The organism is Rhodospirillales bacterium, assembly GCA_014323865.1.
Lineage (GTDB): Bacteria > Pseudomonadota > Alphaproteobacteria > SP197 > SP197 > SP197.
The window spans coordinates 1-22,779 of the sequence record JACONG010000004.1 but is presented as its reverse complement, the minus strand read 5'-3'; the positions used below and the strand labels follow the sequence as shown (position 1 = coordinate 22,779).

At 63.3% G+C, this 22,779-nt stretch carries 21 protein-coding genes and 1 pseudogene; 12 read left to right on the top strand and 10 right to left on the bottom strand.

Annotated features, from left to right (window positions below):
* Positions 1-339: 339 nt before the first annotated feature.
* Positions 340-1,464, top strand: a complete 1,125-nt coding sequence (locus GDA49_00735) for an extracellular solute-binding protein (protein ID MBC6438949.1) — start codon at positions 340-342, stop codon at positions 1,462-1,464.
* 71 nt (positions 1,465-1,535) lie between these two features.
* Here the strand turns inward: GDA49_00735 and GDA49_00730 are convergent, their stop codons facing one another.
* Positions 1,536-2,654: an aromatic ring-hydroxylating dioxygenase subunit alpha gene (locus tag GDA49_00730; GenBank protein ID MBC6438948.1), complete on the bottom strand. Its 1,119-nt coding sequence runs from the start codon at positions 2,652-2,654 to the stop codon at positions 1,536-1,538.
* 1,702 nt (positions 2,655-4,356) lie between these two features.
* Here GDA49_00730 and GDA49_00725 point away from each other — a divergent pair.
* From GDA49_00725 to GDA49_00715, 3 genes are read left to right on the top strand one after another with little or no spacing between them, the layout of a single operon-like run.
* Positions 4,357-4,701: a TraR/DksA C4-type zinc finger protein gene (locus GDA49_00725; protein MBC6438947.1), complete on the top strand. Its 345-nt coding sequence runs from the start codon at positions 4,357-4,359 to the stop codon at positions 4,699-4,701.
* A gap of 12 nt (positions 4,702-4,713) precedes the next feature.
* Positions 4,714-5,352, top strand: coding sequence for a zinc-binding dehydrogenase (locus tag GDA49_00720; GenBank protein ID MBC6438946.1), 639 nt, complete (start codon positions 4,714-4,716; stop codon positions 5,350-5,352).
* 11 nt (positions 5,353-5,363) lie between these two features.
* Positions 5,364-6,695, top strand: coding sequence for an FAD-binding oxidoreductase (locus tag GDA49_00715; protein ID MBC6438945.1), 1,332 nt, complete (start codon positions 5,364-5,366; stop codon positions 6,693-6,695).
* 278 nt (positions 6,696-6,973) lie between these two features.
* Here GDA49_00715 and GDA49_00710 read toward each other — a convergent pair whose 3' ends face one another.
* Complete coding sequence (locus tag GDA49_00710; GenBank protein ID MBC6438944.1) at positions 6,974-7,342, bottom strand: AMP-binding protein; 369 nt, start codon at positions 7,340-7,342, stop codon at positions 6,974-6,976.
* A gap of 147 nt (positions 7,343-7,489) precedes the next feature.
* On the opposite strand from GDA49_00710, the gene GDA49_00705 reads away from it, so the two are divergent.
* A complete protein-coding gene (locus tag GDA49_00705) occupies positions 7,490-9,004 on the top strand; it encodes a sulfatase-like hydrolase/transferase (GenBank protein ID MBC6438943.1) in 1,515 nt (504 codons plus the stop codon).
* An 88-nt stretch (positions 9,005-9,092) separates the two neighbouring features.
* On the opposite strand, the gene GDA49_00700 is transcribed toward GDA49_00705, so the two are convergent.
* Entirely contained in the window at positions 9,093-9,659 is a 567-nt protein-coding gene (locus GDA49_00700; GenBank protein MBC6438942.1) for a hypothetical protein, read from the bottom strand.
* A 139-nt stretch (positions 9,660-9,798) separates the two neighbouring features.
* Here GDA49_00700 and GDA49_00695 point away from each other — a divergent pair, with 139 nt between their 5' ends.
* From GDA49_00695 to GDA49_00685, 3 genes and pseudogenes are all read left to right on the top strand, one after another.
* A complete protein-coding gene (locus GDA49_00695; protein MBC6438941.1) occupies positions 9,799-10,236 on the top strand; it encodes a hypothetical protein in 438 nt (145 codons plus the stop codon).
* A gap of 277 nt (positions 10,237-10,513) precedes the next feature.
* Positions 10,514-11,662, top strand: a complete 1,149-nt coding sequence (locus GDA49_00690; protein ID MBC6438940.1) for a glycosyltransferase — start codon at positions 10,514-10,516, stop codon at positions 11,660-11,662.
* A 118-nt stretch (positions 11,663-11,780) separates the two neighbouring features.
* A pseudogene (locus GDA49_00685) lies at positions 11,781-12,626 on the top strand (IS630 family transposase).
* 291 nt (positions 12,627-12,917) lie between these two features.
* Here the strand turns inward: GDA49_00685 and GDA49_00680 are convergent.
* From GDA49_00680 to GDA49_00670, 3 genes are all read right to left on the bottom strand, one after another.
* Positions 12,918-13,109 carry a hypothetical protein gene (locus GDA49_00680; protein ID MBC6438939.1) on the bottom strand — a complete coding sequence of 64 codons (192 nt, stop codon included), beginning with the start codon at positions 13,107-13,109 and terminating at the stop codon, positions 12,918-12,920.
* Positions 13,110-13,385: 276 nt separating this feature from the next.
* On the bottom strand, positions 13,386-14,105 hold the full coding sequence (locus GDA49_00675; protein MBC6438938.1) for an EI24 domain-containing protein: 720 nt from the start codon (positions 14,103-14,105) through the stop codon (positions 13,386-13,388).
* 49 nt (positions 14,106-14,154) lie between these two features.
* Positions 14,155-15,630, bottom strand: a complete 1,476-nt coding sequence (locus GDA49_00670; GenBank protein MBC6438937.1) for an amidase — start codon at positions 15,628-15,630, stop codon at positions 14,155-14,157.
* Positions 15,631-15,789: 159 nt separating this feature from the next.
* Between GDA49_00670 and GDA49_00665 the strand changes: the two genes are divergently transcribed.
* From GDA49_00665 to ald, 4 genes are all read left to right on the top strand, one after another.
* A complete protein-coding gene (locus GDA49_00665) occupies positions 15,790-16,779 on the top strand; it encodes an adenosine kinase (GenBank protein ID MBC6438936.1) in 990 nt (329 codons plus the stop codon).
* Positions 16,760-17,143 carry a hypothetical protein gene (locus GDA49_00660; protein ID MBC6438935.1) on the top strand — a complete coding sequence of 128 codons (384 nt, stop codon included), beginning with the start codon at positions 16,760-16,762 and terminating at the stop codon, positions 17,141-17,143. Before GDA49_00665 ends, GDA49_00660 begins: the two co-directional genes overlap by 20 nt.
* A 15-nt stretch (positions 17,144-17,158) precedes the next feature.
* Positions 17,159-17,770 carry a flavin reductase family protein gene (locus tag GDA49_00655; GenBank protein ID MBC6438934.1) on the top strand — a complete coding sequence of 204 codons (612 nt, stop codon included), beginning with the start codon at positions 17,159-17,161 and terminating at the stop codon, positions 17,768-17,770.
* 165 nt (positions 17,771-17,935) lie between these two features.
* Positions 17,936-19,048, top strand: coding sequence for an alanine dehydrogenase (ald, locus tag GDA49_00650; GenBank protein MBC6438933.1), 1,113 nt, complete (start codon positions 17,936-17,938; stop codon positions 19,046-19,048).
* Between the two features lie 710 nt (positions 19,049-19,758).
* Here ald and GDA49_00645 read toward each other — a convergent pair.
* The 4 genes from GDA49_00645 to GDA49_00630 all read right to left on the bottom strand — a co-directional run.
* Positions 19,759-20,676, bottom strand: coding sequence for a hypothetical protein (locus GDA49_00645; GenBank protein MBC6438932.1), 918 nt, complete (start codon positions 20,674-20,676; stop codon positions 19,759-19,761).
* A 23-nt stretch (positions 20,677-20,699) separates the two neighbouring features.
* Positions 20,700-21,665 carry an ADP-glyceromanno-heptose 6-epimerase gene (gene rfaD / locus GDA49_00640; GenBank protein ID MBC6438931.1) on the bottom strand — a complete coding sequence of 322 codons (966 nt, stop codon included), beginning with the start codon at positions 21,663-21,665 and terminating at the stop codon, positions 20,700-20,702.
* Entirely contained in the window at positions 21,662-22,255 is a 594-nt protein-coding gene (locus GDA49_00635) for an SIS domain-containing protein (GenBank protein MBC6438930.1), read from the bottom strand. Before GDA49_00635 ends, rfaD begins: the two co-directional genes overlap by 4 nt.
* 46 nt (positions 22,256-22,301) lie before the next feature.
* Positions 22,302-22,779: HAD-IIIA family hydrolase (locus tag GDA49_00630; GenBank protein ID MBC6438929.1), on the bottom strand; the 478-nt coding region annotated here is incomplete at its 5' end.

Genomic DNA, 22,779 nt, shown 5'->3' with positions numbered 1-22,779 from the left:
CCGCTGGTCACATAAGCCATCACCAGCCCGATCAGCGCGGTGATCCAGAAGATCAGGCCGGCAAGGTAGAGGCCGTAGATGATCGTGAGAAACTTCGCGTCGGCTCGTTCGGTAACGGTGACGTCCTTTGAGTCGTTCATATCGACTTATCCCCAAGCTGCGAACCGCGCACCACCATGACGAAGCGGGCCGGGCGAGGCAAGGCCGGGCACAAAGGTGATTTGTGAACCACAACAACATCGGTTTACTTTTTGTCATCTCCGCCGCGGATAAGGCGGAGGCTGTGACCACGGCGGTGCGTGCCGCCGCAAGGTGCCAACAACCGGGAGCAAGAAGACAGTGTATTTCCTCAAGAAGCCGAATGTGGAGAAGCTGCAGAACCAGCTGATCCATGGGCGGATCAACCGCCGGCAGTTCATGCAGGCGTCCATGGTCGCGGGTCTGGCACCCGTCGCCACATCAATGGTGCCGGGTTCGGCCCGGGCCGCCGGCTCCGATCTCAACTACTTCACCTGGTCGGGCTATGAGGTGCCGGAGCTGCACCAGCCCTATATCGACGAGCACGGCAGTTCGCCGGGCTGGTCGGTCTTCGCCTCGGCCGAGGATGGCCTGCAGAAGATCCGCGCCGGCTTCCAGACCGATCTGTCGCATCCGTGCGTCGACGATGCGCCGAAATGGCAGGCCGCCGGCGTCATCCAGCCAATCGACACCAGCCGCGTCAGCTACTGGGACGACATGTTCCCGTCGCTCCACGACATGACGGGCGCGGTGATCGACAACGACGTCTACATGATCCTGACCGACTTCGGCCTGAGCTCGATCATCTACCGCACCGATATGTACGACGGTGAAGAGACCTGGATGATGCTGTTCGACGAGCAGTTCGCCGGACGCATCTGCGCCCGCGGCACGTTCGTGAACCTGTCGATCGCGCTGAAGATCCTGGGCTACGACGTGTTCGAGCCAACCGATGCGCAACTCGCCGAAGCCGGCGATCTCGCGCGCGCCCAACGTCCGCTCGTGCGCTTCTACTGGGAAAGCCAAACCGACATGGAGCAGGCCATCGCCACCGGAGAGTGCTTTGCGGGCTACGCCTGGAACGAAGCGCTGGTGAACCTGATCGAGCAGGGCGTGCCCGTGGCTTTTGCCGCGCCGAAGGAAGGTCCGTTCGGCTGGGCCTGCGGCCTGACCTACATGACCGGTTCGGAAGCTGACGAAGGTCTCGTCTACGACTTCATCGACGCCTGGCTCTCGCCTGAGTCCGGCAAATTTCTGATCGAGACCTATGGCTACGGTCACGGCAACCGGAAGTCGTTCGATCTCGTCGACCCCGAGACTCTCAAGACACTGGGCTACGAGGATCCGATCGCCCTGATGGACGGCACGACCTTCTTCGTACCGGCCAGCCCGGAATCGGACGCCAAGCAGCTTCAGCTCTGGGAAGACATCCAAGCGGGTCTTTAGACCCTGGAGGACAAAACAGAGAAGGGCGCGAAACCGAGGGTTCCGCGCTCTTCGTGTTTTTGGTGTGCGCCCTACCGCTCACCCATCGCGGTGAGCCACTTGGCTTGAAAGTCGTGCACAGCGTGTTCGCTGACCTCCGTGCGGTCGGCATCGACGTGGAAGCGACCTTGCTTGTAGCCCAGGCTGTGGAGACCCTTCTGCACGCTCTCGCAGAGCGGGATGTCCTCCAGCCGCACCGAGTGCACGAAGTCGATCACGGCCTGCTCATCTTCGCTTGGCGTGTCGTTGGGGAAGTAGTACTCACATTTCTGCACGGTCGTCTCAGGCCCGTCTGCGACGTGATGGAAGACCGTGAGGTTGCCGCCGGGATAGGCCTCGAGCACCCAGTTGGGGAAGAGGAAGAGGCTGACAAACTCGTCAGGCTTTGCAGCGCCCTCGGTCACGTTCTCGTAGCTCACGTTCTTGCCTCGCGTGCGGTGGCTGTGGTGGAACTCGTGCGTCGTGATCCGATAAGTGTCGTAGTCGAGCGCCTCCTCGACCAGCGAGCGGTGCTGGTTCGGGCAGTGGAAACACTCGTCGTAGTTCTCGACCGAATTCTTCCAGTTGGCCTTCAGCAGGTAGTCATCGCGGGCAGCGCATCTGAGGTCGGTCGCGTTGGGCGAGAACTCCTCGATCTCGGCACAGATGCCGGCCGTCACTGTCTCGAAGTCCGGTGCGGTGCCATCGAGGTTGACGAAGATGAAGCCGAGCATCTCGCCCAGGCGGATTTCGTCCATGCAATAGGCGTCGGTGTCGAAATCGGCCTCGTTCTCGCGCCCCCGCGCGGTGCGCAGCTTGCCGTCCTGACCGTAGGCCCAGCCGTGGTAAGGGCAGGTCATGACCGGGCCGATCTTGCCTTCGCCCTCAAGCAGACGGTGGGCGCGGTGCTGGCAGACATTGAAGTAGCTCGTCAGGCTGCCGTCCTTGCGGCGCAGCACGATCACGCTCTGTTCGTGGATGTCGCGCACGATGAAGTTGCCGGGTTCGGGCAGCATCGAGACATGACCGACATACTGCCAGGTGCTGTAGAAGACCCTGGCCTTCTCCTTCTCGAACACAGTGGGATCGAAGTAGTACGACGCGTCCATGGTCTGTGAACGCATCGGATCGTCCTGGAATCCGACGACGGGCATCGCGGTAACGGTGGCCATGGGTCTCTCCTGCACGACTTGGGTTATTGAATGACTGTACAATAAAAAGAACTTCGGGCACAACCACAAAGATGTTGTACGGGCAAAAACCAAGGACTTCCCAAGGATGCAATCAAGTGGTTTGCCAATTGGCTGGAAAGCCGCAGAAACCTGCGGTTCGCGGGGCAACTGGGATTCCCCGATCGATCCCCCAGGATTCGCCAATCGTCGAACTGGATGGTAACGCGCCCGCCCTGTTCGATCAGATTGACGGGATGAAAGAGTGCCTGGTCGAAGACGTATCAGGCAGATCGAGCGGCTGTCCCACTGCCAGCAATCGGGCTAGCGACCAAAGTCAGTGCCTTCCCGAAAACCGGTACGCTCGTTGGGGACGTCGGCAGCTTCAACCTCTACACTTTGGTGCATAACCGAAGATTTTTCAAATGGTCAGTGAGGTTCCCGAACAAGGAGGCCAAAATCGGTAACCTCACCGCCACCCTGCCGCTGGTATGTCCAAGCCAGCCGCAGAATTTGCTGCGAAACAACCCAAGGGAGCACAAAAAGAAGTTCCGCAGCAAGAGCCGGTGCCACGAGGAGGAGTAGTTGTTTCACCGACACAAACACTCTGCCACACGATTGTCGCCATTGCAACCACTCATGAGGGGCACAAGAGAAACAGGGGTGCTAACTGTTAGTTTGACGTGGTTTTGGTACATACATCGGCAAGCATGGTGGGGTTAGGGATAACACTGCCAAAGCAACCGGGAAGCCTTTTCAGCGCCATCGTAGGATAAGATAGCACTCCCTCTTGGAGTCATTACGACATACCGTTTGGGCTCTTCCTCTATAATCCAATAGTGATTAGGACCGAGCCGCCCATAAATTGCGGGCCAAGTTTCCTGATCCCAAGTTACAGAGTTAGCTGTCAGCGTCAGGTAGCCCTTTGCTTTTGAAAGCAGGTTATTCGATGGCTCGCAATAGAACGCATCCGCCGCCATAGTCTGGGAACCAAGCGTAATCAGGGCAGCTGTAGCTGCACCACCAAGCATTTTCCTAAACATACTAGTTACCTTTCCCAGAGTTAGTTACCGGAGTTAGTTACAAAAGTTGGGCGCGCATCCCTTACCTTGCTCAAGCAAGCGCTGATGGCAAGAGGAAGTTAACGGCGTTAAGTAACTAACGCAAGAGGAAGCTAATGGTTTGGTTTTCAGTAAGGCCTGCTGCGGCGATCCGGCCTGGCGGGTCCATTGCCGTGATGTGGCTGCAGGTCACGCAAGACGTCCCTGACCCGACGCCGCGACGGGGTAGCAGCCGCACCGCAACAGCGATTGTCTGCGATGGTTGACGGACCCTGGAACTCACATCGAAAGGAGTAAGGTGGCGGCGGCTGAAGTTCTCCGTCCTGCTCCGACGGCCGGCACCTGATGCGTAGGAAGCAGAGTGAGGTACGCGGCAGCCCGGCACCGCGTGTATTCGGGATTGGTTTAGGGCCTGTTTGAACGCGCTGTAACCAACGTGAGAAGCTCGTCGGAACAGTCCTGTCGATCGACGAACTCAAGCGACGCAGCCGGCGCCCAGTGGCCACAATCTCCGTCCGACTATATCCGACCTAGTCCGGGCGAATGCAGGTTCCTAAGTCCGTCCATCCTCTCGTGTTTCTCTCTCGTCCAATGTGAAGCCAACGATACCCACCGCCCCCGATCCGCGCTACGCTTCGAATCGGATGACCGGACACGAGAAATTCGACGTGGCTGCGTTGCTGAAAGCCAAGCTCGCCGAGATCGACGCCGACCAGCACGCCACCGCCGACGATCGCAAACCCGTCGCGCTCGACCAGCAGAGCGTCGGGCGGCTCTCGCGCATGGACGCCATGCAGGTCCAGGCCATGGCCGAAGCCCAGGAGCGCCGCCGTCGCGGCGAGCGCAACCGGATCGAACTGGCGCTCGAACGCCTGGCCACCGGCGACTACGGCTACTGCGTCGAATGCGGCGAAGAGATCGGCCTGAAGAGGCTGGAGTTCGATCCTGCCATCCAGACCTGCATCAAGTGCGCGGGGCGCGCTGGCTAGGAAAGAGTTTCCATGAAGGCAGCGGTCATCGAACAGCGGGGTGCGGTCGGGAATATCGTCTACCGCGACTGGCCGGACCCGGAGATCGGACCCCATGAAGTTCTGGTGCAGGTGAAGGCCTGCGCGTTCAACTATCTCGACCTCGAAGTCCGGCGTGGCATGACGGGTTTCCTGATCGAAACGCCTTGGATTTCGAGTGGCGGCGGCGCTGGCGTGGTCGAAGCGACCGGTGAGGAGGTCACCCGCGCAAGGCCGGGCGACCACGTGGTCAACACATCCGGGGAGGACTTCAGTCGCGCCGCCTGGACGCTCTCCGAAAAGAAGGGTGTCGACATCTGCGTCAACGACATCGGCGGGCCGACCCGGGTGCCCGCCCTGCGCGCGATGACCAAGAATGGGCGGGTCGTGACCTGCAGTGCGTCGGCCGGTTTCGATCCGCAGACCGACATCCGCTCCATCTGGACCCGCAAACTCCGCATCATCGGCACCAACGACCGAACCGATGACGGCATCACCTGGCTGCTCGAAAAGATCGCGGCGGGACGCATGAAGCCTGTGATCGATTCGGTCTTTCCGCTGTCCGAGAGCCAAGATGCCCGGTACAAGCTCGAGGAGCGGTGGATTTTCGGCAAGGTGGTGCTGACACCATGAGCGCCGGCCGGATGCTCACACCGGAGACGCCCGTCCGCTTCTCCGATGCCCTGCCTGAGGCGGTCGATGTCGTGGTGATCGGCGCGGGGATCACAGGCACAGCGACAGCGTGGTTCCTGGCGAAGCACGGCAAGTCTGTCCTGCTCGCCGAAAAAGGCCGTGTGGCGGCCGAGCAGTCGAGCCGCAACTGGGGCTGGGTACGCCAGCACGGCCGGGACTGGGCCGAACTGCCGATCATGATGGAAGCCAACCGCATCTGGCGCGGGCTGGCCGAAGAGACCGGGGAGTGCGATCTCGCCTTCACGCGATCGGCCTGCGTGAAACTCGCCGAGGACCCCTCGGCCATCGCGGGCATGGAAGCCTGGCGCGAACTCGCCGTCGAACATCAGCTCGACACGGTGATGCTCAGCAAAGCCGATATCGCCGAACGTTTCCCGGACCTCAAGGGCGACTTCGTCGGCGGCTCGATGACCGCATCCGACGGTCGGGCCGAACCCTGGCTTGCGATCCCCGCACTCGCGCGCGCGGCTCAGCGGGCCGGTGTCGCGGTGATTGAGGACTGCGCCGTGCGCACGCTGGAGCGAACCGGGGGTCGGGTCTCAGGTGTTGTCACCGAGAAAGGCACTGTGCGTTGCGACCAGGTCGTGCTGGCGGGCGGCGCCTGGTCGACCTACTTCTGCGCCAACGAAGGCGTCGACCTGCCCCAGCTCGCGGTGCGATCGACCGCCGCGCGCACCAATCCCGCGCCCGAGGTGCTGCCGCTCAACGTCTCCGTGCCCGGGCTCGCCATCCGACGCCGGGCCGACGGCTGCTACTCGGTCTCGACCGGCGATGTCGCCGAACACTACATCGCTCCGAAGTCGTTCCGTTACGCCACAAAGTTCGCGAAGCTCCTGAAGAAGTCGGCGCGCGACATCAAGCTGAAGATCGCCGCACCGGCGGGTTATCCCGGAAGCTGGGGCGCAAAGCGCCGCTGGTCGGCCACCGAGGAAAGCCCGTTCGAAAAGAAACGTGTGCTGCATCCCGATCCGTCTCCGCTCGTAGTCCGCCGTCTCAACGAACGCATCCCGCAGCGTCTTCCCGCACTCGCAGGCGTCGGCCTCGCCGAAGCTTGGGCGGGCATGATCGACGTCACGCCCGATGCGGTGCCGACGCTGGGCGAGCTCGACGTGTCCGGGCTCTTCGTCGCCACCGGCTTCTCCGGCCACGGCTTCGGCATCGGCCCCGCCGCAGGCCGTATCATGGCCGACCTCGTTACCGGCCGCCCCGCGGGCCACGACCTCACCCGATTCCGCCCGGCCCGCTTCTTCGACGGCACCCCGATCGAGCCGGGTCCGTACTGATGGAGACATAATGGCCAGCCTCGGCCCCGAACAGCTCTGGCGCGACTGGCGGCGTGCTGGCGAGCATCATCGACATCGCCGTCGACTTCACGCTTGCTATCGCCATGGACCGCGCGAGCTTCCCGACCATGGACCTCTGCACCTCGACTACCTGCACATGGCCGCCGACGGCGGTATGACGGCGAAGGCACGCGCCATCAAGAAGGCCGCACCGTCTCCGTTGCCGACGTCGAAGTCTTCGACTGCCGGGGACGCCTCTGCGCCATCGGCCGCGGAACCTAAGCCCCGGCGGGTTGAGGTCGGAGGTTGCTGCGGACCTCACGACCTGACGACGCCCCGAAGCTCATCATTGTCGTCGACGTCGAGGCCGATGCGGGCTCCACAAGCGCCGCCACGCATTCGTAATCGCACACGGTGAATTCCAGGATCTCGGTATCGAGCCTGGCGTCCAAGGGAACGGGAACCACGCCCGCGTGCATGGCGCCGTACATGACCTCAATGAACTCAAAGCGGTTGTTGATACACATCGCGAGCCGGTCGCCGGGCTTCAGTCCCATGGTGCCCATAAGGTTGGCGACGCGGTTCAGCCGCTCCTCCAGCTCGCCACAGGTGACCTCGCGCGGCGCACTACCGCAGAGGTCGATCATGGCGACACGGCCGGGTCAGCGTTGCGCGGCCGCATACTGAAGTAACCCAGATTGCCCGCCCGTCTGGCGCCCGTCAGGCCTGTCCCGTTAGTGTTACCCGGAAGCTTGGCACCGGTGGCCGAGCCTTGCCAGCCGTGCGAGACCTCGATGGCCGACCGCCCCAACATCCTGATCCTCTGCACCGACCAGCAACGTGCCGACAGCCTGGGCTGTTACGGCAATCACCAGGCACGAACCCCCGCGATCGATGCGCTGGCGGCGCGCGGCATGCGCTTCGACAATCATCTCACGCCGAATCAGATCTGCTGCCCCAGCCGCGGCGCGATGATCACCGGGCTCTACCCGCGGCATCACGGCATGACGACCAACGGACGCACGATCCACGATGGTATGCCCACCCTCCCGGGCCTGTTGTCGGACGCGGGCTACGACACCCATGCCGTGGGCAAGCTGCACCTGCAGCCGATCATGGCCGATGAGGCGTTGCGCTATCCGGAGTCCGTGCCGTTCTGGCAGGCCGGTCACGGCGCGGGCTGGAACGGCCCCTATTTCGGCTACGACACCGTCGACTTCATGATCGGCGAAAGCCTGCTCGCCACAGAGGGCGGCCATTATGCCGAATGGCTTGGACACGAGCATCCCGACATCGCGCCGCTCTACCAGCCCGGCGAAGCACTCGATGGCCCGCTGTCAGACCTCGACGAAGCATGGACAGCGGCAGTGCCCGATGCGCTGCACTACAACACCTGGATCGCCGAACGTGCCAGCGCCTTCCTGGAGCGTGCCAAACCGCCCTTCATGCTGTTCGTCTCGACGCCCGATCCGCACCACCCATTCAGCCCGCCGCAGCCCTGGGCCGACATGTTCGCGGGCCCGGACATGCCCGCGCCGACCGTGCGACCCGGAGAGCTGAACGCCATGCCGGACTACCTGTTGTCGGCGATGACGCTCGACTGGATCGACAACGATGCGCCAGCCGTGGAGCAGGGCGGCATGGCCCGGACCGACGAGATCTCGCCCGAGAGCCTGGCGCACGCGATCGCACTGACACGCGGTATGGAAGCCCAGATAGACCATGCCTTCGGTCATGTGCTCGCCGTACTGGAAATCCTGGGCCACCGGGACGACACCATCGTGCTCTTCACGAGCGATCACGGTGAGTTCCTCGGCAACCACGGTCTGCTGCACAAGGGCCCACCGCCTTACCTCGACCTTAACCGCGTGAGTTTCGTGATGGCCGGACCCTACGTGCCCGAAGGCAAGAGCACCGTGGCACCGTCGAGCCATCTCGACATCATGCCGACGCTGCTTGAGCTGTGCGGTGTCTCCGACGGCGGCTGCCGGCAGGACGGCGAAAGTCTCCTTCCGGTGCTGGAAGGCCGAGGCCTGGAACGTCGCGAGCGGTTCCTGGAGTTCCACCCCCGCATCGATCCCCGGACCTACAACCACTCGGTCGTGACCGAAGCCTGGCGCCTGACACTCTATCCGCAGGCCGACGGTGCGTGGGGCGAGCTCTACGACCTGAAGAACGACCCCGGTGAGCACACCAATCTCTTCAACGACCCGGACCACCGCACGATCCGCGATCCCCTGACCGAACGGCTGGCGCGCGGTTTCCCCGAGGTGCCGGAGGCCGGGACCGAGCTAATCGCGAAGTGGTAATCGGGCGCGGGCGCCCGAACGACAACATCACCAGAGCAAAGGAGAAACCCCCGTTGCAGAAACACCGAGAGCTTCCTTAGCGATCGATTCAGCCGATCAGGCCGATCCGTCGTTCCAGTGGAAGCCGGGGGATCTGCCAGATGTAGCCGCACGGCGCGATCACCGGTTCGAGGCCCTCGCGGTACATCACGCCGTTGGGCGGGAAGGTCAGGAAGACGTATCCGCCGGTGTCCTCCATGATTTCCTGCATCCTGACGTAGATATCGTGGCACTTGGCCGTGTCGGTCTCGGCGAGACCGGCGGCGAAAAGCTCGTCGAACTCGGGATCCGACCAGCGCTCCCAGTTCCACACGCCGATCTGGTCGGAGATAAACCACTGGGTCATCTGGCCGGGATCCGGCGAGTCCAAGTAGAAAATGATCCAGAATTCCAGGTCCTTCCAGTCATCGCCCTCGGGCTCGAGGCCGAGGTTCCAGAACGGACCGGCATCCATCGAAATGACCTCGATGTTGAGACCGATCTCGGCCAGATTGGCCTGGATGATCGTGGCTGCGGCAATCCGGTCGTCCAGGTTGATGGTCTTGAGCGTGAGTGTCATGCCCTCGGCACTGGCTTCCTCGATCAGCGTACGGACGCATTCGGGGACGGGCGTCATGTACTTGCCCTCTTCGCGATAGCCGATCAGGCCCGGCGGGATGATGCCGTGAGCCCGCGTGCCGCCGCTGGCCCAGGCACTCTAGATGATGGTGTCGACATTGAGGCACATCCAGACCCACTGCTTGCGGACGCAGTCCTTGACGATGGCACCTTCCGGCGGCATGTGCATGCTGCACGATTACTTCAGCAGCTCATGGCTCGGCAATAAGGAAGCCATCAACGAGTTCTGCGCGCGTACGGGCGAGCAGCCCATCCTGATGCCCGACAAGTCGGGCTCCGCCTTCATTCCGGTTGCGCACCCTAGAGCAGAATCAATTTCATCGGGACGATATCCTGCGGCGGCGAAGAAGTTCGTGCTGTGGCGTGGGCGACCGAGGGCGGTCTTCGCGCGTGCGGCACACACCGTGTTGCTCGATCTCGTCAACCAGCGCATCGCCGCCGTCTCCGTGGAACCGCACGTCTTGATGGCACGCTACGACGCCAGCCTCGAAGAACCGCAAGAAGCGCAACAGGGACAAGATCCTCACATGGCGTTGCTTCCTCCGCGGCAACATCGCTTACCGCACCGCACCTGACGAGGTCACGCTCGGATCGCCCTCAATCTTCAGAAATCCGATGCCATCGGCGAGCAGGCGCATGCTGAAGACCAAGGTGGCCGAGCGCATGAAGCGCTTGATCGATCGACGGCCAACTGGCGATCTCGTATGTTTCACATCGTCACGCAATGCCGCCGTTCAGCCGGACACCAAGCTCGGCTTGCAGTTGTGACAGAAAACCTTATTTTGCAGAGACGCTGAGCGGAGGTGGATCTTGAAGGCTGGTGGCATGTGCATAGGATAGGATCTCAATAGTATGCCACTGCTTGAACTGGTCGCGTTCATCCCATCGGTGATGCTCCTAGCCATCGCAGCGACACCGTTCGTGTTTTATCCGCTGGTTTTGGGTCTGCTTCCGCGGCGACCTGAAGACCCTGTCGAGATCGAACCGCATTGGGATGGCGAGGGAATGGCCATTGTCTTCTGCGCTTACAACGAGGCCTCCGTTCTGGAGCGGAAGTTCGCCAACCTTGCGGATCTGAAGGCGCGTTACCCGAAGCTTGCGATCCATTGTTATTCGGACGGCAGTTCGGATCGCAGCGCGCAGATAATGGAGGCGCATGCGGATCTTGCCCGGGTCGTTATCTCGAACGAGCGGGGCGGCAAGAGCATGGGCATGAACACCCTTCTTTCCGGTGTCGATGCCGAGGTCGTCGTCTTCACGGACGCCAACGTTCTGCTCGACGATGCGGCCCCGGCCGTCGCCCACTCCCGGTTTGCGGCTGAAGACCAGCTTGGATGTCTTTGCGGACACCTGATCTACACCAACCGGGACGCCTCGACCGCAGCCTCGGTCAGCAGCGCCTACTGGCGTCTTGAGGAGCGGATCAAGGACCTGGAGAGCAACACCGGTTCGGGTTCCACCATCGGTGCGGACGGGTCCTTGTTTGCGATCCGGCGGGCGCTCTTCGACGAAGTGCCCCACGACATCATCGACGACATGTTCACCTCGGTCTCGATTTTGGCCGCTGGCTGGCGGGTTGCGGCAGAACCCCGGTTTCGGGCCTACGAGGAGTCCGAGATCGCGGTCAGCAACGAATTTCGGCGCAAGATCCGGATCGCATGCCGTGCGGTAAACTGTCATCGCCTGCTCTGGCCGAGATTGCGCACGATGGCGGCCGACAATCTTGCCAAGTACCTCGTCCACAAGCTTCTGCGGTGGTGGTCGGGGTTTTTTGCCTTGGCCTCGCTGTTGGCTCTGGTTGCCGCGTTCGCCGCGACGGTGGGGTCCGCCGCCTTCTGGATCGTGCTCTCGGCGGTTGCCGCGAGCTGCCTTCTGATCGCTTCGGTGCGGCGATTGCGCCGTCTTGTCATCTCGGCCGCGATCATGCTTGCCGGTACGTCACTGGGCGTCATCGCGTCTTATCGTGGCAAGCGCTATGCCAGCTGGGTCACCACCCGCTGAACCCGGCCTCGCTCGTTGTGCGGGCTGGAGGGTCTTCCTCTTAATCTAAGTCGAAAAAGGAGATTCCCATTCGTTCCACCTCATGATTCTGTACCCGCGAGTGCTTCGGGAGGCAGATATGGCGTGTTGTTACGGATTGGACCTTCGCCGCCGGGTCGTTGATGCGATTGAGGGCGGCATGTCGGCGCCTGCGGCGGAGCGATTTTCCGTCGCGCCATCGACGGCGATCAACTGGTATCGTCGGTGGCGCGAGACGGGTTCGCTGGCACCCGAACGGCAGGGTCAGGATGACGATCAAGCCTGCGGGTTCGAAGCTGAATAGGCACGCGCCCTATATTCTCGGTCTTGTCGAGGCCAACAAGGACATCACGCTCCATGAGATTGCCGACAAGCTGTTGTCGGAGCGGGGCGAGCGGACCTGCCCGTCGACAGTCTGGAATTTCCTCTCCAAGCACTGGCTGACGCATAAGAAGAAGACAGCCCATGCGTCGGAGCAAGAGCGCCCGGACGTCCTCGCCCGACGCAGCGCCTGGCCCAAGAAGCTGTCAGGCCTCGATCCCGAGCGGTTGATCTTCATTGATGAGACCGGGACCAATACCAGAATGGCAAGGCTTCGAGGTTGGGCGGCATGGCCGCGCCGATGCTGCTCGACGGACCGATGAGCGGCCCCGCGTTGTGCGCCTACGTGGAGCAGGTCCTGATGCCGGAGTTGAGCCCCGGCGATATCGTGGTGATGGACAATCTTCCGGCCCATAAGGTCGCGGGTGTCCGCCACGCCATCGAAGCTGCCGATGCGGAGCTGCTTTACTTGCCGCCCTACAGCCCGGACTTCAACCCGATCGAGATGGCGTTCGGGATGTCGTTCTCCGGGCTCAAGGCCCTGCTCCGAAAGGCCGCCGCCAGAACCGTCGATGACCTCTGGGACGCCATCGCAACGATCATCGATAGCTTCACGCCGCAGGATATGATCACGAGTAAATTGATTCCGCTCCAGAAGTACAACTGTTCGAATGACATGCTTGTCATCTGGTGCAGCCGATCGACGAATGGGGTGAAGTGCTCGCGCAAGCGGTCGCGCGTGGCTGGGGAGCACAACCGGGTCGTAGTCGAGTTCGGGCAGGTGGTCGAGTCCGAGAAAGTCGAAGATAGTGCCGGCGAAGGCGACAGCAGCCTCTTCGTCCGACGTGTCGGGTGACCGGCCGTGTAGAACCGGGAGGCCTGCCAAGGGTTGTTTGATGTCGACTGGCTTCATGGCTCAGACCACCTCCGGAACCATGTCTTCGAAACAGGCCGAGCGCGCCACATCGTCGAGGCCCTCGCCTTGGAGGTCCACGTGGTGCACACCTTCGGGATGGAGATAGACGAAGAGTTCGCAGGACTGGGCGTCGTAGCGCCGGATTCGAACCAGACAAAGGTGAGTTGGCCCATTGCCTTGCGCAAGTCGCACTCGCCAAGATTGAACAGGCTTTCAGACGTGCTGATCAGCACAGCGTCAGGCGCCTCGGCCAACGCCAGACCCCCACCGGAACCGCTGCTCCCGGTGCCGGTCGGCACGGTGCCTACCGATCAGACCACCAGCACCAAGGACAATGTCAGGGCACCAACACGGCCCACAATCGCCATCCCTCTCCCCCCAAGCACACTATCGGTCACGGAACGCTTCCGGCAATGGCCTCGCTACTTCCGACGGTGGAGGGATCGATGCAAGAGGAATCCGGCGGACTCAGCTCCCACGTACGCCACGCCCCTGCGAACCGCCACGATAGACATGCGTCATGAAGGCCGCGGCAACCACGGGGCCCAAGAAGTTCAGCAGCGGAATCGTCATTCCGAAGGCAATAACCGCACCGGTCAGCCACAGCCGGTTGCGGTTGGCCTTGCGCCATGCCGTTGCCTCGTCGGCAGGCAGACGGCGCAGGATCACGACCTCGGCATACTCGCGGCCGAACAGATAGCCGTTCACCAGATAGAAGATGCCGATGCTGACGAACGGGATAAAGAGCCCGAGAATGTAGAACGGCAGCGCGACAAGGTTCACCAGCAGCAGCATGGCGGTGAACTTGATCGTGGAGATCACGTCCTCGGTCACCGTCGTGCCCTTGGCGGGCGGCAGGTGCGGGTAGTTGAGCTCCTCGACCCGACGGACCACGCCATCGAGATAGAAAGCCGCCACCGTCTGGGTGACGACGATGAAGGTGAACCAGATCAAACCGAGATAGACGAAGAAGGCGAGCACGAAGGAACCGACCTCGATCAGGCCGCCCGGCATCCACTCGGCCTGTCTGTTGGCCCAATCGTCGAGGTTCGCCGCGCCCAGCCCGCCGAACATCAGCATCAAGAGGGCGACGTAGAAGCCGATACTCCATAGTGCGATGGCAAACAGAGTCCTGCGCAGCTTGGGATCGTGCAGGTCGCCGAACGCCTTGCTCAGGGCACCGATCATGAACACTCCGAAGCTTTGGCGGTAGAGATGGCGATGCCGGGCCCTCTAATCAATCGCCGTGCGGTTCAGGCTCCGGATCGGGATAAGCCCCGATCTCGCCACGCGGATCGATCGGCAGGGTCTCTGCGATCCCCAGAACACGCTCCGCCACCGCCGACCAGGCCAGGAGCTGGCCGTCGGCATGGCTGCGCGCGACGAGTTGCAGGCCGACCGGCATGCCCGCCTTTGTGAAACCGCAGGGAATCGAGATTGCGGGGCAGACCGTCAGCGTCACGACCGAGGTCAGGATGATCCAGTCGACATAGTTGCCGAACCAGTGGCCGTTGAGTTCGCGCAGATAGCGCTCGGTCGTTGGGATCGCAGTCACGATCGTCGAGGGCAACGCCAGGAGGTCGTGGCTGCCGAAGAAGTTGACGACCCGGTGATAAAGCGCACCGCGGATGCGGTGGGCGCGGATGATGTCCTCGACCGAGAGCTCCAGGCCTTTGCGGATGTTCCACTGGTTTTCGGGCTTCAGCTTCCCCGGATCGGCCTTGAGTTCATGTTCGTGGCCCACGGCAAAACCAAGCGCGCGGAACGTCTGGAAGGCTTCCGCACCGTCGGAGAGATCGAGATCGGTGTCGACGATCTCACAACCGAGCGGCGTCAGGCGTTCGAGACCCTGACGGCAGATGGCATCGATCTCGGCATCGACCGGCGTGACCTTGAGGTCGGGCGAATAGCCGATACAACCGGCAAAGGTGCCGGTATCGAGTGCCTGCCTGACCTGATCGAGATAGGGCACGGCCGGTTCGGCGCGCGACAGGGGATCGCGGACATCGACGCCGGCCATCGCGTCGAGCATGAGAGCCGTGTCGGGCACGTTGCGCGCCATGGGCCCTGCCACCGGCATGTCGGCGAAACACCCGGGATCCGGTCCCTTCGCGACAACACCCGGAGTCGGCCGGAAGCCGACGATGCCGCAGAAGCTCGCCGGGATACGCAGGCTGCCGCCGAGGTCCGACCCCGTCGCGATCGGCACCTGACCGGCGGCAAGCGCCCCGGCCGAACCGCCTGAGGAGCCGCCGGTCGAGCGCTCACGGTCCCAAGGGTTGCGGGCGACGCCGAGGACCTCGTTGAAGCTCTGCCCGCCTGCGCCATACTCTGGCACATTCGACTTTCCCATGACGATACCGCCGCGCGCTTCGAGCGTCTCGACCATGATGTCGGAGCGCTTCGGCACATGGTCAGCGAAGAGGTGCGAGCCATAGGTGGTCCGGACGCCCGCGACATCCTCCAGCTCCTTCACGGCAAACGGAAGGCCGTGCAGCGCTCCGGGGCCGTCGGCCACAGGCGCCGAGCCGTCCATCAGCCGTCGGGCATGGTCACGCGCGCGATCGAAGCAGCGGGTGGGCATGACGTTGAGGCCGTCGTCGGTCGCCTCGATGCGTTCGGCACAGGACTCGATCATATCAAGTGGCGAGATCTCCCCCTTTCCGAGCAGCTCGACCGCCTCCAGCGCGTTGAGCTTCCAGAGGTCCGACATGGCATGTCCTTTCGGGTGCGCGAGAGCGCCAAGTATGGCGTGACCGCAGACACGCCAGCAAGGCTTGCCCGTCGTCCGCCAACCCCTATACTCGCGCCGCCTTCGAACGCCGGACGAAACAGCGAACGGCCCCGACCCATCCGAGAGCGCGACGCCACCATGACCGAAACCCGTTTCGATGTACTGGGCATCGGCAACGCCATCGTCGACATCATTGCCGAGACCGGCGACGACTTCCTGGAGGCCAATGAGCTGGTCAAGGGATTGATGCGCCTGATCGACGAGGACGAGGCCACCCGTATCTACAGCGGCATGGGGCCGGGCATCGAGATCTCCGGCGGTTCGGCCGCGAACACGATTGTCGGCATCGCGGCGCTCGGCGGCAACAGCTGCTTCGTCGGCAAGGTGCACGACGACCCGCTGGGCGACGTCTTCGCCCACGACATCCGCGCCCAGGGCGTGAGCTTCACAACCCCGGTCGCGAGCGACGGACCGTTGACCGCGCGCTCGATGGTTCTGGTCACACCTGACGCCCAGCGCACCATGAACACCTTTCTCGGTGCTGCCGTGGACCTCGGTATCGACGATCTCGACCCCACCGACGTCGGCGACGCCAAGGTGACCTATCTCGAAGGTTATCTGTGGGACGCACCGCAGGGACCGGCGCTCTTCGAGGCTGCTGCCAAGGCCGCGGCCGCCGCAGGGCGCGAGGTGACCATGACGCTCAGCGACCCGTTCTGCGTCGACCGCCACCGTGCCGAGTTCCTCAGTTTCATTCGGTCCCATGTCGATATCGTCTTCGCCAACGAGGCCGAGGTGATTTCGCTCTATGAAGCCGACGACTTCGATACCGCCGCCAAAGCCATGGCCGATGACGTCAAGCTCGCCGCCCTGACGCGCAGCGAGAAGGGCTCGGTCGTCGTCTCGGGCAGTGAGCGCAAGGCAGTGGATGCCGTCACCACCAAGGTGGTCGACACCACGGGCGCCGGCGACCTCTACGCTGCCGGGTTTCTGTACGGCTACACCCAGGGCACCAGCCTGGACCGGGCTGCGCGTATCGGCGGCATCTGCGCCGCGGAGGTGATCAGCCACCTCGGCGCCCGCCCACGCGCCAACCTGCGGACTCTTGTTGCCGAAAGCCTGGGTTAGGCTTTCCTGCAACCCCCGCTTCGTCGAGGACAACTACGCGCTTCTGTCGGCCAAGACCGAAGACGAGCAGGTGCCGCTGTGCTACAAAGTGATCGCCAACCTGCGTTACATGGAAAACGAGGGCATGGTGAAACTGTCGGATGGCCCCTACTGGCTCGGGGCGGACACCTCGCTGGTTGATCTGACCTGTTACCTCTTCTTCGAACGCATGGTGGCGCTGAAGCACTATCGTGGCGTCGTCATTCCCGAGGGCTGCGAGCGCACCCATGTCTGGTTCGCCCTGATGACCGAGCGCCCGTCGACCAAGAGCACGATGAACGACGAGGCGTACGACATCGAACGTTACGCCCGCTCCGCCGCCTGACCGGAGGCCCCTGATATGTTCTATGAGCCGAAAGACGGCCACGGCCTGCCGCGTGACCCGTTCAAGGCGCTTGTCGCGCCCCGCCCGATCGGCTGGTTTACTACGCTGAACGACGACGGCACGGTCAATGTCGGGCCCTACAGCTACTTCAACGCGGTGGCCGACAACCCGCCGACCATCTTCTTTTCGTCGGCCAGCTCGGTGCGCGAAAAGGACTCGGCACGCAACGCCGTCGACCGCGGCGAGTTCTGCCACAATCTCGTGACTTGGGATCTGCGCGAGAAGATGAACGCAACCGCCGAAGAGGTTCCCGCCGGCGTCGACGAGGCCGCACTCGCCGGACTGGAGCTGGCACCGTGCAACCTAATCGATGCGCCCCGACTGGCCGAAAGCCCGGTGTCATTCGAGTGCAAGACACTCAAGACCGTGACCATCCCGCAGGACGGCGACAAGTTCGACAACCTGATGATCTTCGGCACCGTCATCGGCATCCATATCCGCGATGACGCGTTGGTCGACGAACGTTTCGATCCCGAAGCGCAGAAGGTGATCGCGCGTCTGGGCTATGCCAACTACGCGGTCGTTGGCGGCACCTTCCGCATGCTGCGCCCGGAGCTGTTAAAGTAGCGCAAGCCTCCTTGCGAGTGCATCGCAGCCGTCCAAATTCCGCCAGTCCGTTCGGTTGATTTCCATCTTTGAACATGGTTTCTAGCCCGCTTCCGGGCGCTGGGAGCATCTCCTGCTTCATTTGTGCCGCCCCGAAATTCGGATTCAACAGATGTGGAGTTGGTGATGCTTCTGGGCGTGCCGAAAGAGATCAAGAATCACGAATACCGCGTGGGCATGACGCCCGCTTCCGTCCGCGAGGTCTGCCACCATGGCCACAAGGTCATCGTGCAGAAGGGTGCTGGCCACGACATCGGTCTCGACGACAAGATGTACATCAAGGCCGGTGCGGAGATCATCGAAACACCCGAAGAGATCTTTGCCAGGGCCGACATGATCGTGAAGGTCAAGGAGCCGCAGCCGAACGAATGCAAGATGCTGCGCACGGGCCAGCTTCTCTTCACCTACCTCCATCTGGCGCCCGATCCCGAGCAGACCCGCCTGCTGTTGGAGTCGGGCTGCACGGCGATCGCCTACGAGACCGTCACCGACAACCACGGCGGCCTGCCGCTGCTCGCCCCGATGAGCGAGGTCGCCGGCCGTATGTCGATCCAGGCTGCCGCGCACTGCCTCGAGAAGGCTCAGCGCGGTTCGGGTGTGCTGCTCGGCGGCGTACCGGGCGTAACGCCGGGCAAGGTCGTCGTGATCGGCGGCGGCGTTGTCGGCACACATGCCGCACGGATGGCCGTGGGCCTGGGCGCGGAGGTCACGATATTCGATCGTTCGATCGCCCGCCTGCGCCAGCTCGACGAGCTCTTCGAGGGGCGCGCCCGCGTGCTTTACTCCACTGTGGACGTGCTGGAAGAATATGTGCTCGATGCCGATGCGGTGATCGGCGCGGTGCTGATCCCCGGCGCCGCGGCACCGAAGCTCGTGACCGAAGCGCAGATCAAGAAGATGCACCGCGGTTCCGTGCTGGTCGACGTTGCGATCGACCAGGGCGGCTGCTTCGAGACCAGCCATGCCACGACGCACGCCAAGCCGACCTACCGGGAACATGGCGTGGTGCACTACTGCGTCGCCAACATGCCCGGCGGCGTGGCGCGCACCTCGACCTTCGCGCTCAACAACACGACCCTGCCGTTCACCGTTCATCTCGCCAACAAGGGCTGGCAGCAAGCCTGCAAGGACGACCGCCACCTGCTCGAGGGCCTCAACGTCCACGACGGCAAGGTCACCTACAAGGCCGTCGCCGACGCGCTAGGCTACGACTTCGTCGATCCCAACAGCGTGCTCTGAGCGATCAGAGACATAGTCGTGGAGATGGGGCGCTCATGGGCGCCCCGTTTTCGTTTGAGAACCGGACAATCCAATCGGCCATCGACCGGGCACGACCGAGGTGATCGTCAAGGGCGACCGGCCGGGGAAGTCGGCCCAGGCCAGAAGGTCGACGGCGCGGGACAGGTTGACCCAATCCTCGGGCAGCCGAGGATCGACCGATCGATACCCCTCGGCCAACGCCGTCGGGAGATCGGCGGCGGCGCCGAGCGGAGGACGGAAGAGGCGTGACGACCGCGAGGTCTTCGTTCAGGAAACCGGCCTGCTCGAAGGTCACACCGTGTATTCCGGCGAGCGTCCGGCAGAGCTCACAGCCCAGGGTGGCTCTCTCGTCGGGGTTCAGCGCGCCAAACCGTTCCTCGATCCGGACGCCGGGAACGAAGCGCATCAGGGCATGGGTAACGTGGAGCAACGGCGCGCTGTCGCCGTGGACGATGATTGTCGGGCACGCTCTCCCGGACCGGATCGACATCGGCCACGGCGTCAGCGAGTGACGCGATGCACGAGAAGCACGAGCGGTCGGGCGTGCGCTTCACCGTCCGGCGCGGGGTCGTAGAGAACAACATCCTTCCCCGGCGGCGAGGTAACGAGCGGCCCATCCCGAGCCGAGCGGGCCACCGCCAACGCAGGCGATCCGTTTCACGTCTTCGGGTGCGAGCCGTGCCATGGTGCTACTCCTTCAGCGGTGCGTTCTTGAGACCCTTCAGCATGACCAGAAGGTTCTCGTCGCGCCAGCGCTCAAGATCTTCCATGGCGAGGTGGCCGTACATTTCGTCGACCTCGCCGATGATCTTGTCTCTGGCTTCCTCGTCCCGCTTCCAGCCGAAGTGATCGATCATGTGGCGGATACCACCCTTGCCGCCACCCAGGTGATAGCAGGTCACCGGGCCGGCAAAGGCCCAGCGCAAACCCGGGCCGCAGGTGACGGCGGTGTCGATATCCTTGTAGTCGCAGATGCCCTGCGCCACGAGACTCGCGGCCTCCTCGAACATCACGTTCTGGATGCGGTTGGCGATATGGGCCTCAATCTCGTTCTTGAGCGTCATCGACGTCTTGCCGACGGCTTCATAAAACGCGTGCGACCAGGTCAGCACCTCGGGATCGGTCTTCTTGCCGCCGACGACCTCGACCAGCGGGATCAGGTAGCTCGGCGCAAAGGGGTGGCCGATGATCACCCGCTCGGGATGGCTGCACTCGCTCTGCAGGTTGCTCGGAATGAAGGCCGAGGACGAACTGGCGAGCACGGTGGCGGCCGGTGCTGCCGCATCCATCTGGGCGAAGAGATTGATCTTCAGGTCCTCGCGGTCGGGTGAGCTCTCCTGCACGAAGTCAGCCTCGGAAACCGCCTCCTCGACCGATCCGGCGCACGAGAACCGCTCGGTGCTGGCACCGGCGGCGAGGCCGAGCTCCTCGAGCAGCGGCCAGGCCTGATCGATGATGACACGCGCCTTGGCTTCGGCATCGGGTCCGGGATCGGACATCACCACATCCTTGCCGGCTGCGAGGAAAACCGCGGCCCAGCCGGCACCGATGTAGCCGCCGCCCACACAGGCGATGCGTTCAACCTGATCGGGTGCCGGTCGTGCCATGACCTTCGCTCCCCTCGCGCACCTCAGCGCAGCAGATGCTTCCCGATGTAGTCGGCCACGCCGTCCTCCAGCGTGGTGAAGGGCTGATCGTAGCCAGCCTCGCGCAGCCGCATCATGCGGGCTTCGGTGAAGTATTGGTAGCGCCCCTTGAGGGCATCCGGCATCTCGAAGAACTCGACCTCGGGCGCGCGCTCGAGAGCCGCGAACATGGCGTGCGCCAGGTCGAGCCAGGTGCGTGCCTCACCGGTTCCGAGATTGAAGATGCCGCTGACGTCTCGGTTGTCGAGCAGCCAGCAGACCACATCGGCACAGTCCTTGACGTAGATGAAGTCGCGCATCTGCCCGCCGTCGCCGTAGTCGGGCCGGTCCGAGCGGAACAGGCGCATGGCTTCGCCGGCCTGCAGCGCGGGAAAGGTCTTGGCAATCACACTGCGCATGTCGCCCTTGTGCCCCTCGTGCGGGCCATAGACGTTGAAGAAACGAAGCCCGACCCACTGCGGCGGCATCGGACGCCCCGCATCCCGCTCGCGCGCGACCAGGCGATCGAACAGGAGCTTGCTGGCGCCATAGGCCGTGATCGCACGCAGCCGGGCCATGGCGTCCTGCGTGGGATCATCGTCGAACCCCTTACTGCCGTCGCCGTAGACCTGTGCCGAGGAGGCATAGATTAGCGGCACGCGATGGCGCGCGCACCAGTCCCAGAGTTCAAGCGAGAGCCAGACGTTGGTCCGCATGATCAGATCGGTCTCGGTCTCGGTCGTCGCCGAAATCGCACCCATGTGGACAACGGCCTCAATGTCATCGCGCGCTTCGATCCACGTCATCAGATCATCGGCATGAACGTGCGCCGCGAGGTCATAGCCGGCAAGATTGTCCGCGCGCTCGTCGTCGAAGTGCCGGTCGCACACGGCAACCGCGTCGCCGCGGTCAACCAGCGCCTGCACGATGATCGAGCCGATGAAGCCCGTCCCGCCGGTGACCAGGATCAAGCTTGAGGCTCCGGCACCAGACCGAGCTCGATCTCGACCGCGCCGCACAGCATCTGGCCGAGCGTGATATGCATCTCCTGGATGCGCGCCGTGATCGCACTGGGGACGATCAGCAGAGGATCGGCGAGACCCGGGAGGCTTCCGCCCTCGCGACCCGAAAGCGCCGCCGCGACGAGGCCCTGCGAACGCGCCTGCTCCAGGGCAAGCAGGACATTGGGGCTCTTCCCGGAGGTCGAGATACCGATCGCAACGTCGCCTTCGCGCCCGAGAGCCTCGATCTGGCGCGCGAAGATGCGATCAAAACCGAGATCGTTGCCTGCCGCGGTCAGCAGCGAGGTATCGGTGGTCAGCGCGATCGCGGCGATCGCCGCACGGTCGCCGACGTAGCGCACGGCCAGTTCGGTCGCGAGATGCTGCGCGTCGCCGGCGCTGCCGCCATTGCCGAAGAAGAGGATTTTGCCGCCGGCACGAAGGCTGGCGACGCAGGTGTCGACCAGCCGGGCGAACGGTTCCTTTAGCGTGGCGCGCGTTGCGGAGACGGCTGTCTCGTGCTGGTCGAACTCGGCTTTGTAAAAATGAGCAAGGTCCATGAACACTCCGAACGTTGCGCCCGCTTAGCGCTGCGTTGCAGTTGGTTCAAGCGTTTTTCAGGAATGGCAGGTGCATGAGGGCTTGATGGGGTTTGGCGATGCGGCGCACCGCATAGCTGTCGCTTGCATGCGCCAGGGCGTTCATGATTTCGTCGTCGTCGTAGCCGTTGCCCACGAAGAGACCGCCCTCGATCCCGGCGCGCTGTCCGGCTTCCATGTCGGTGGCGCGATCGCCCAGGATCCACGAACGCTCGAGGTCGAGATCGAAGGCTTCGGCGCCGGCGAGCAGCATGCCGGGATGTGGCTTGCGCATGGGCCAGTTTCCGGGCGGGAACGGCGATGCGAAGACCGCATCCCACCGCGCATGCATGTTGGCGAGATGCCTTGCGATCTCAGACTGGACGGCGTTGAAGTCGGACCAGCCGTAGAGACCGCGCCCCACGCCCGACTGGTTTGTCACGATCACGACCGGGACGGCACGGCTGTTGGCGGCAGCGATCAGGGCGGCGATCCCGGGCACCACG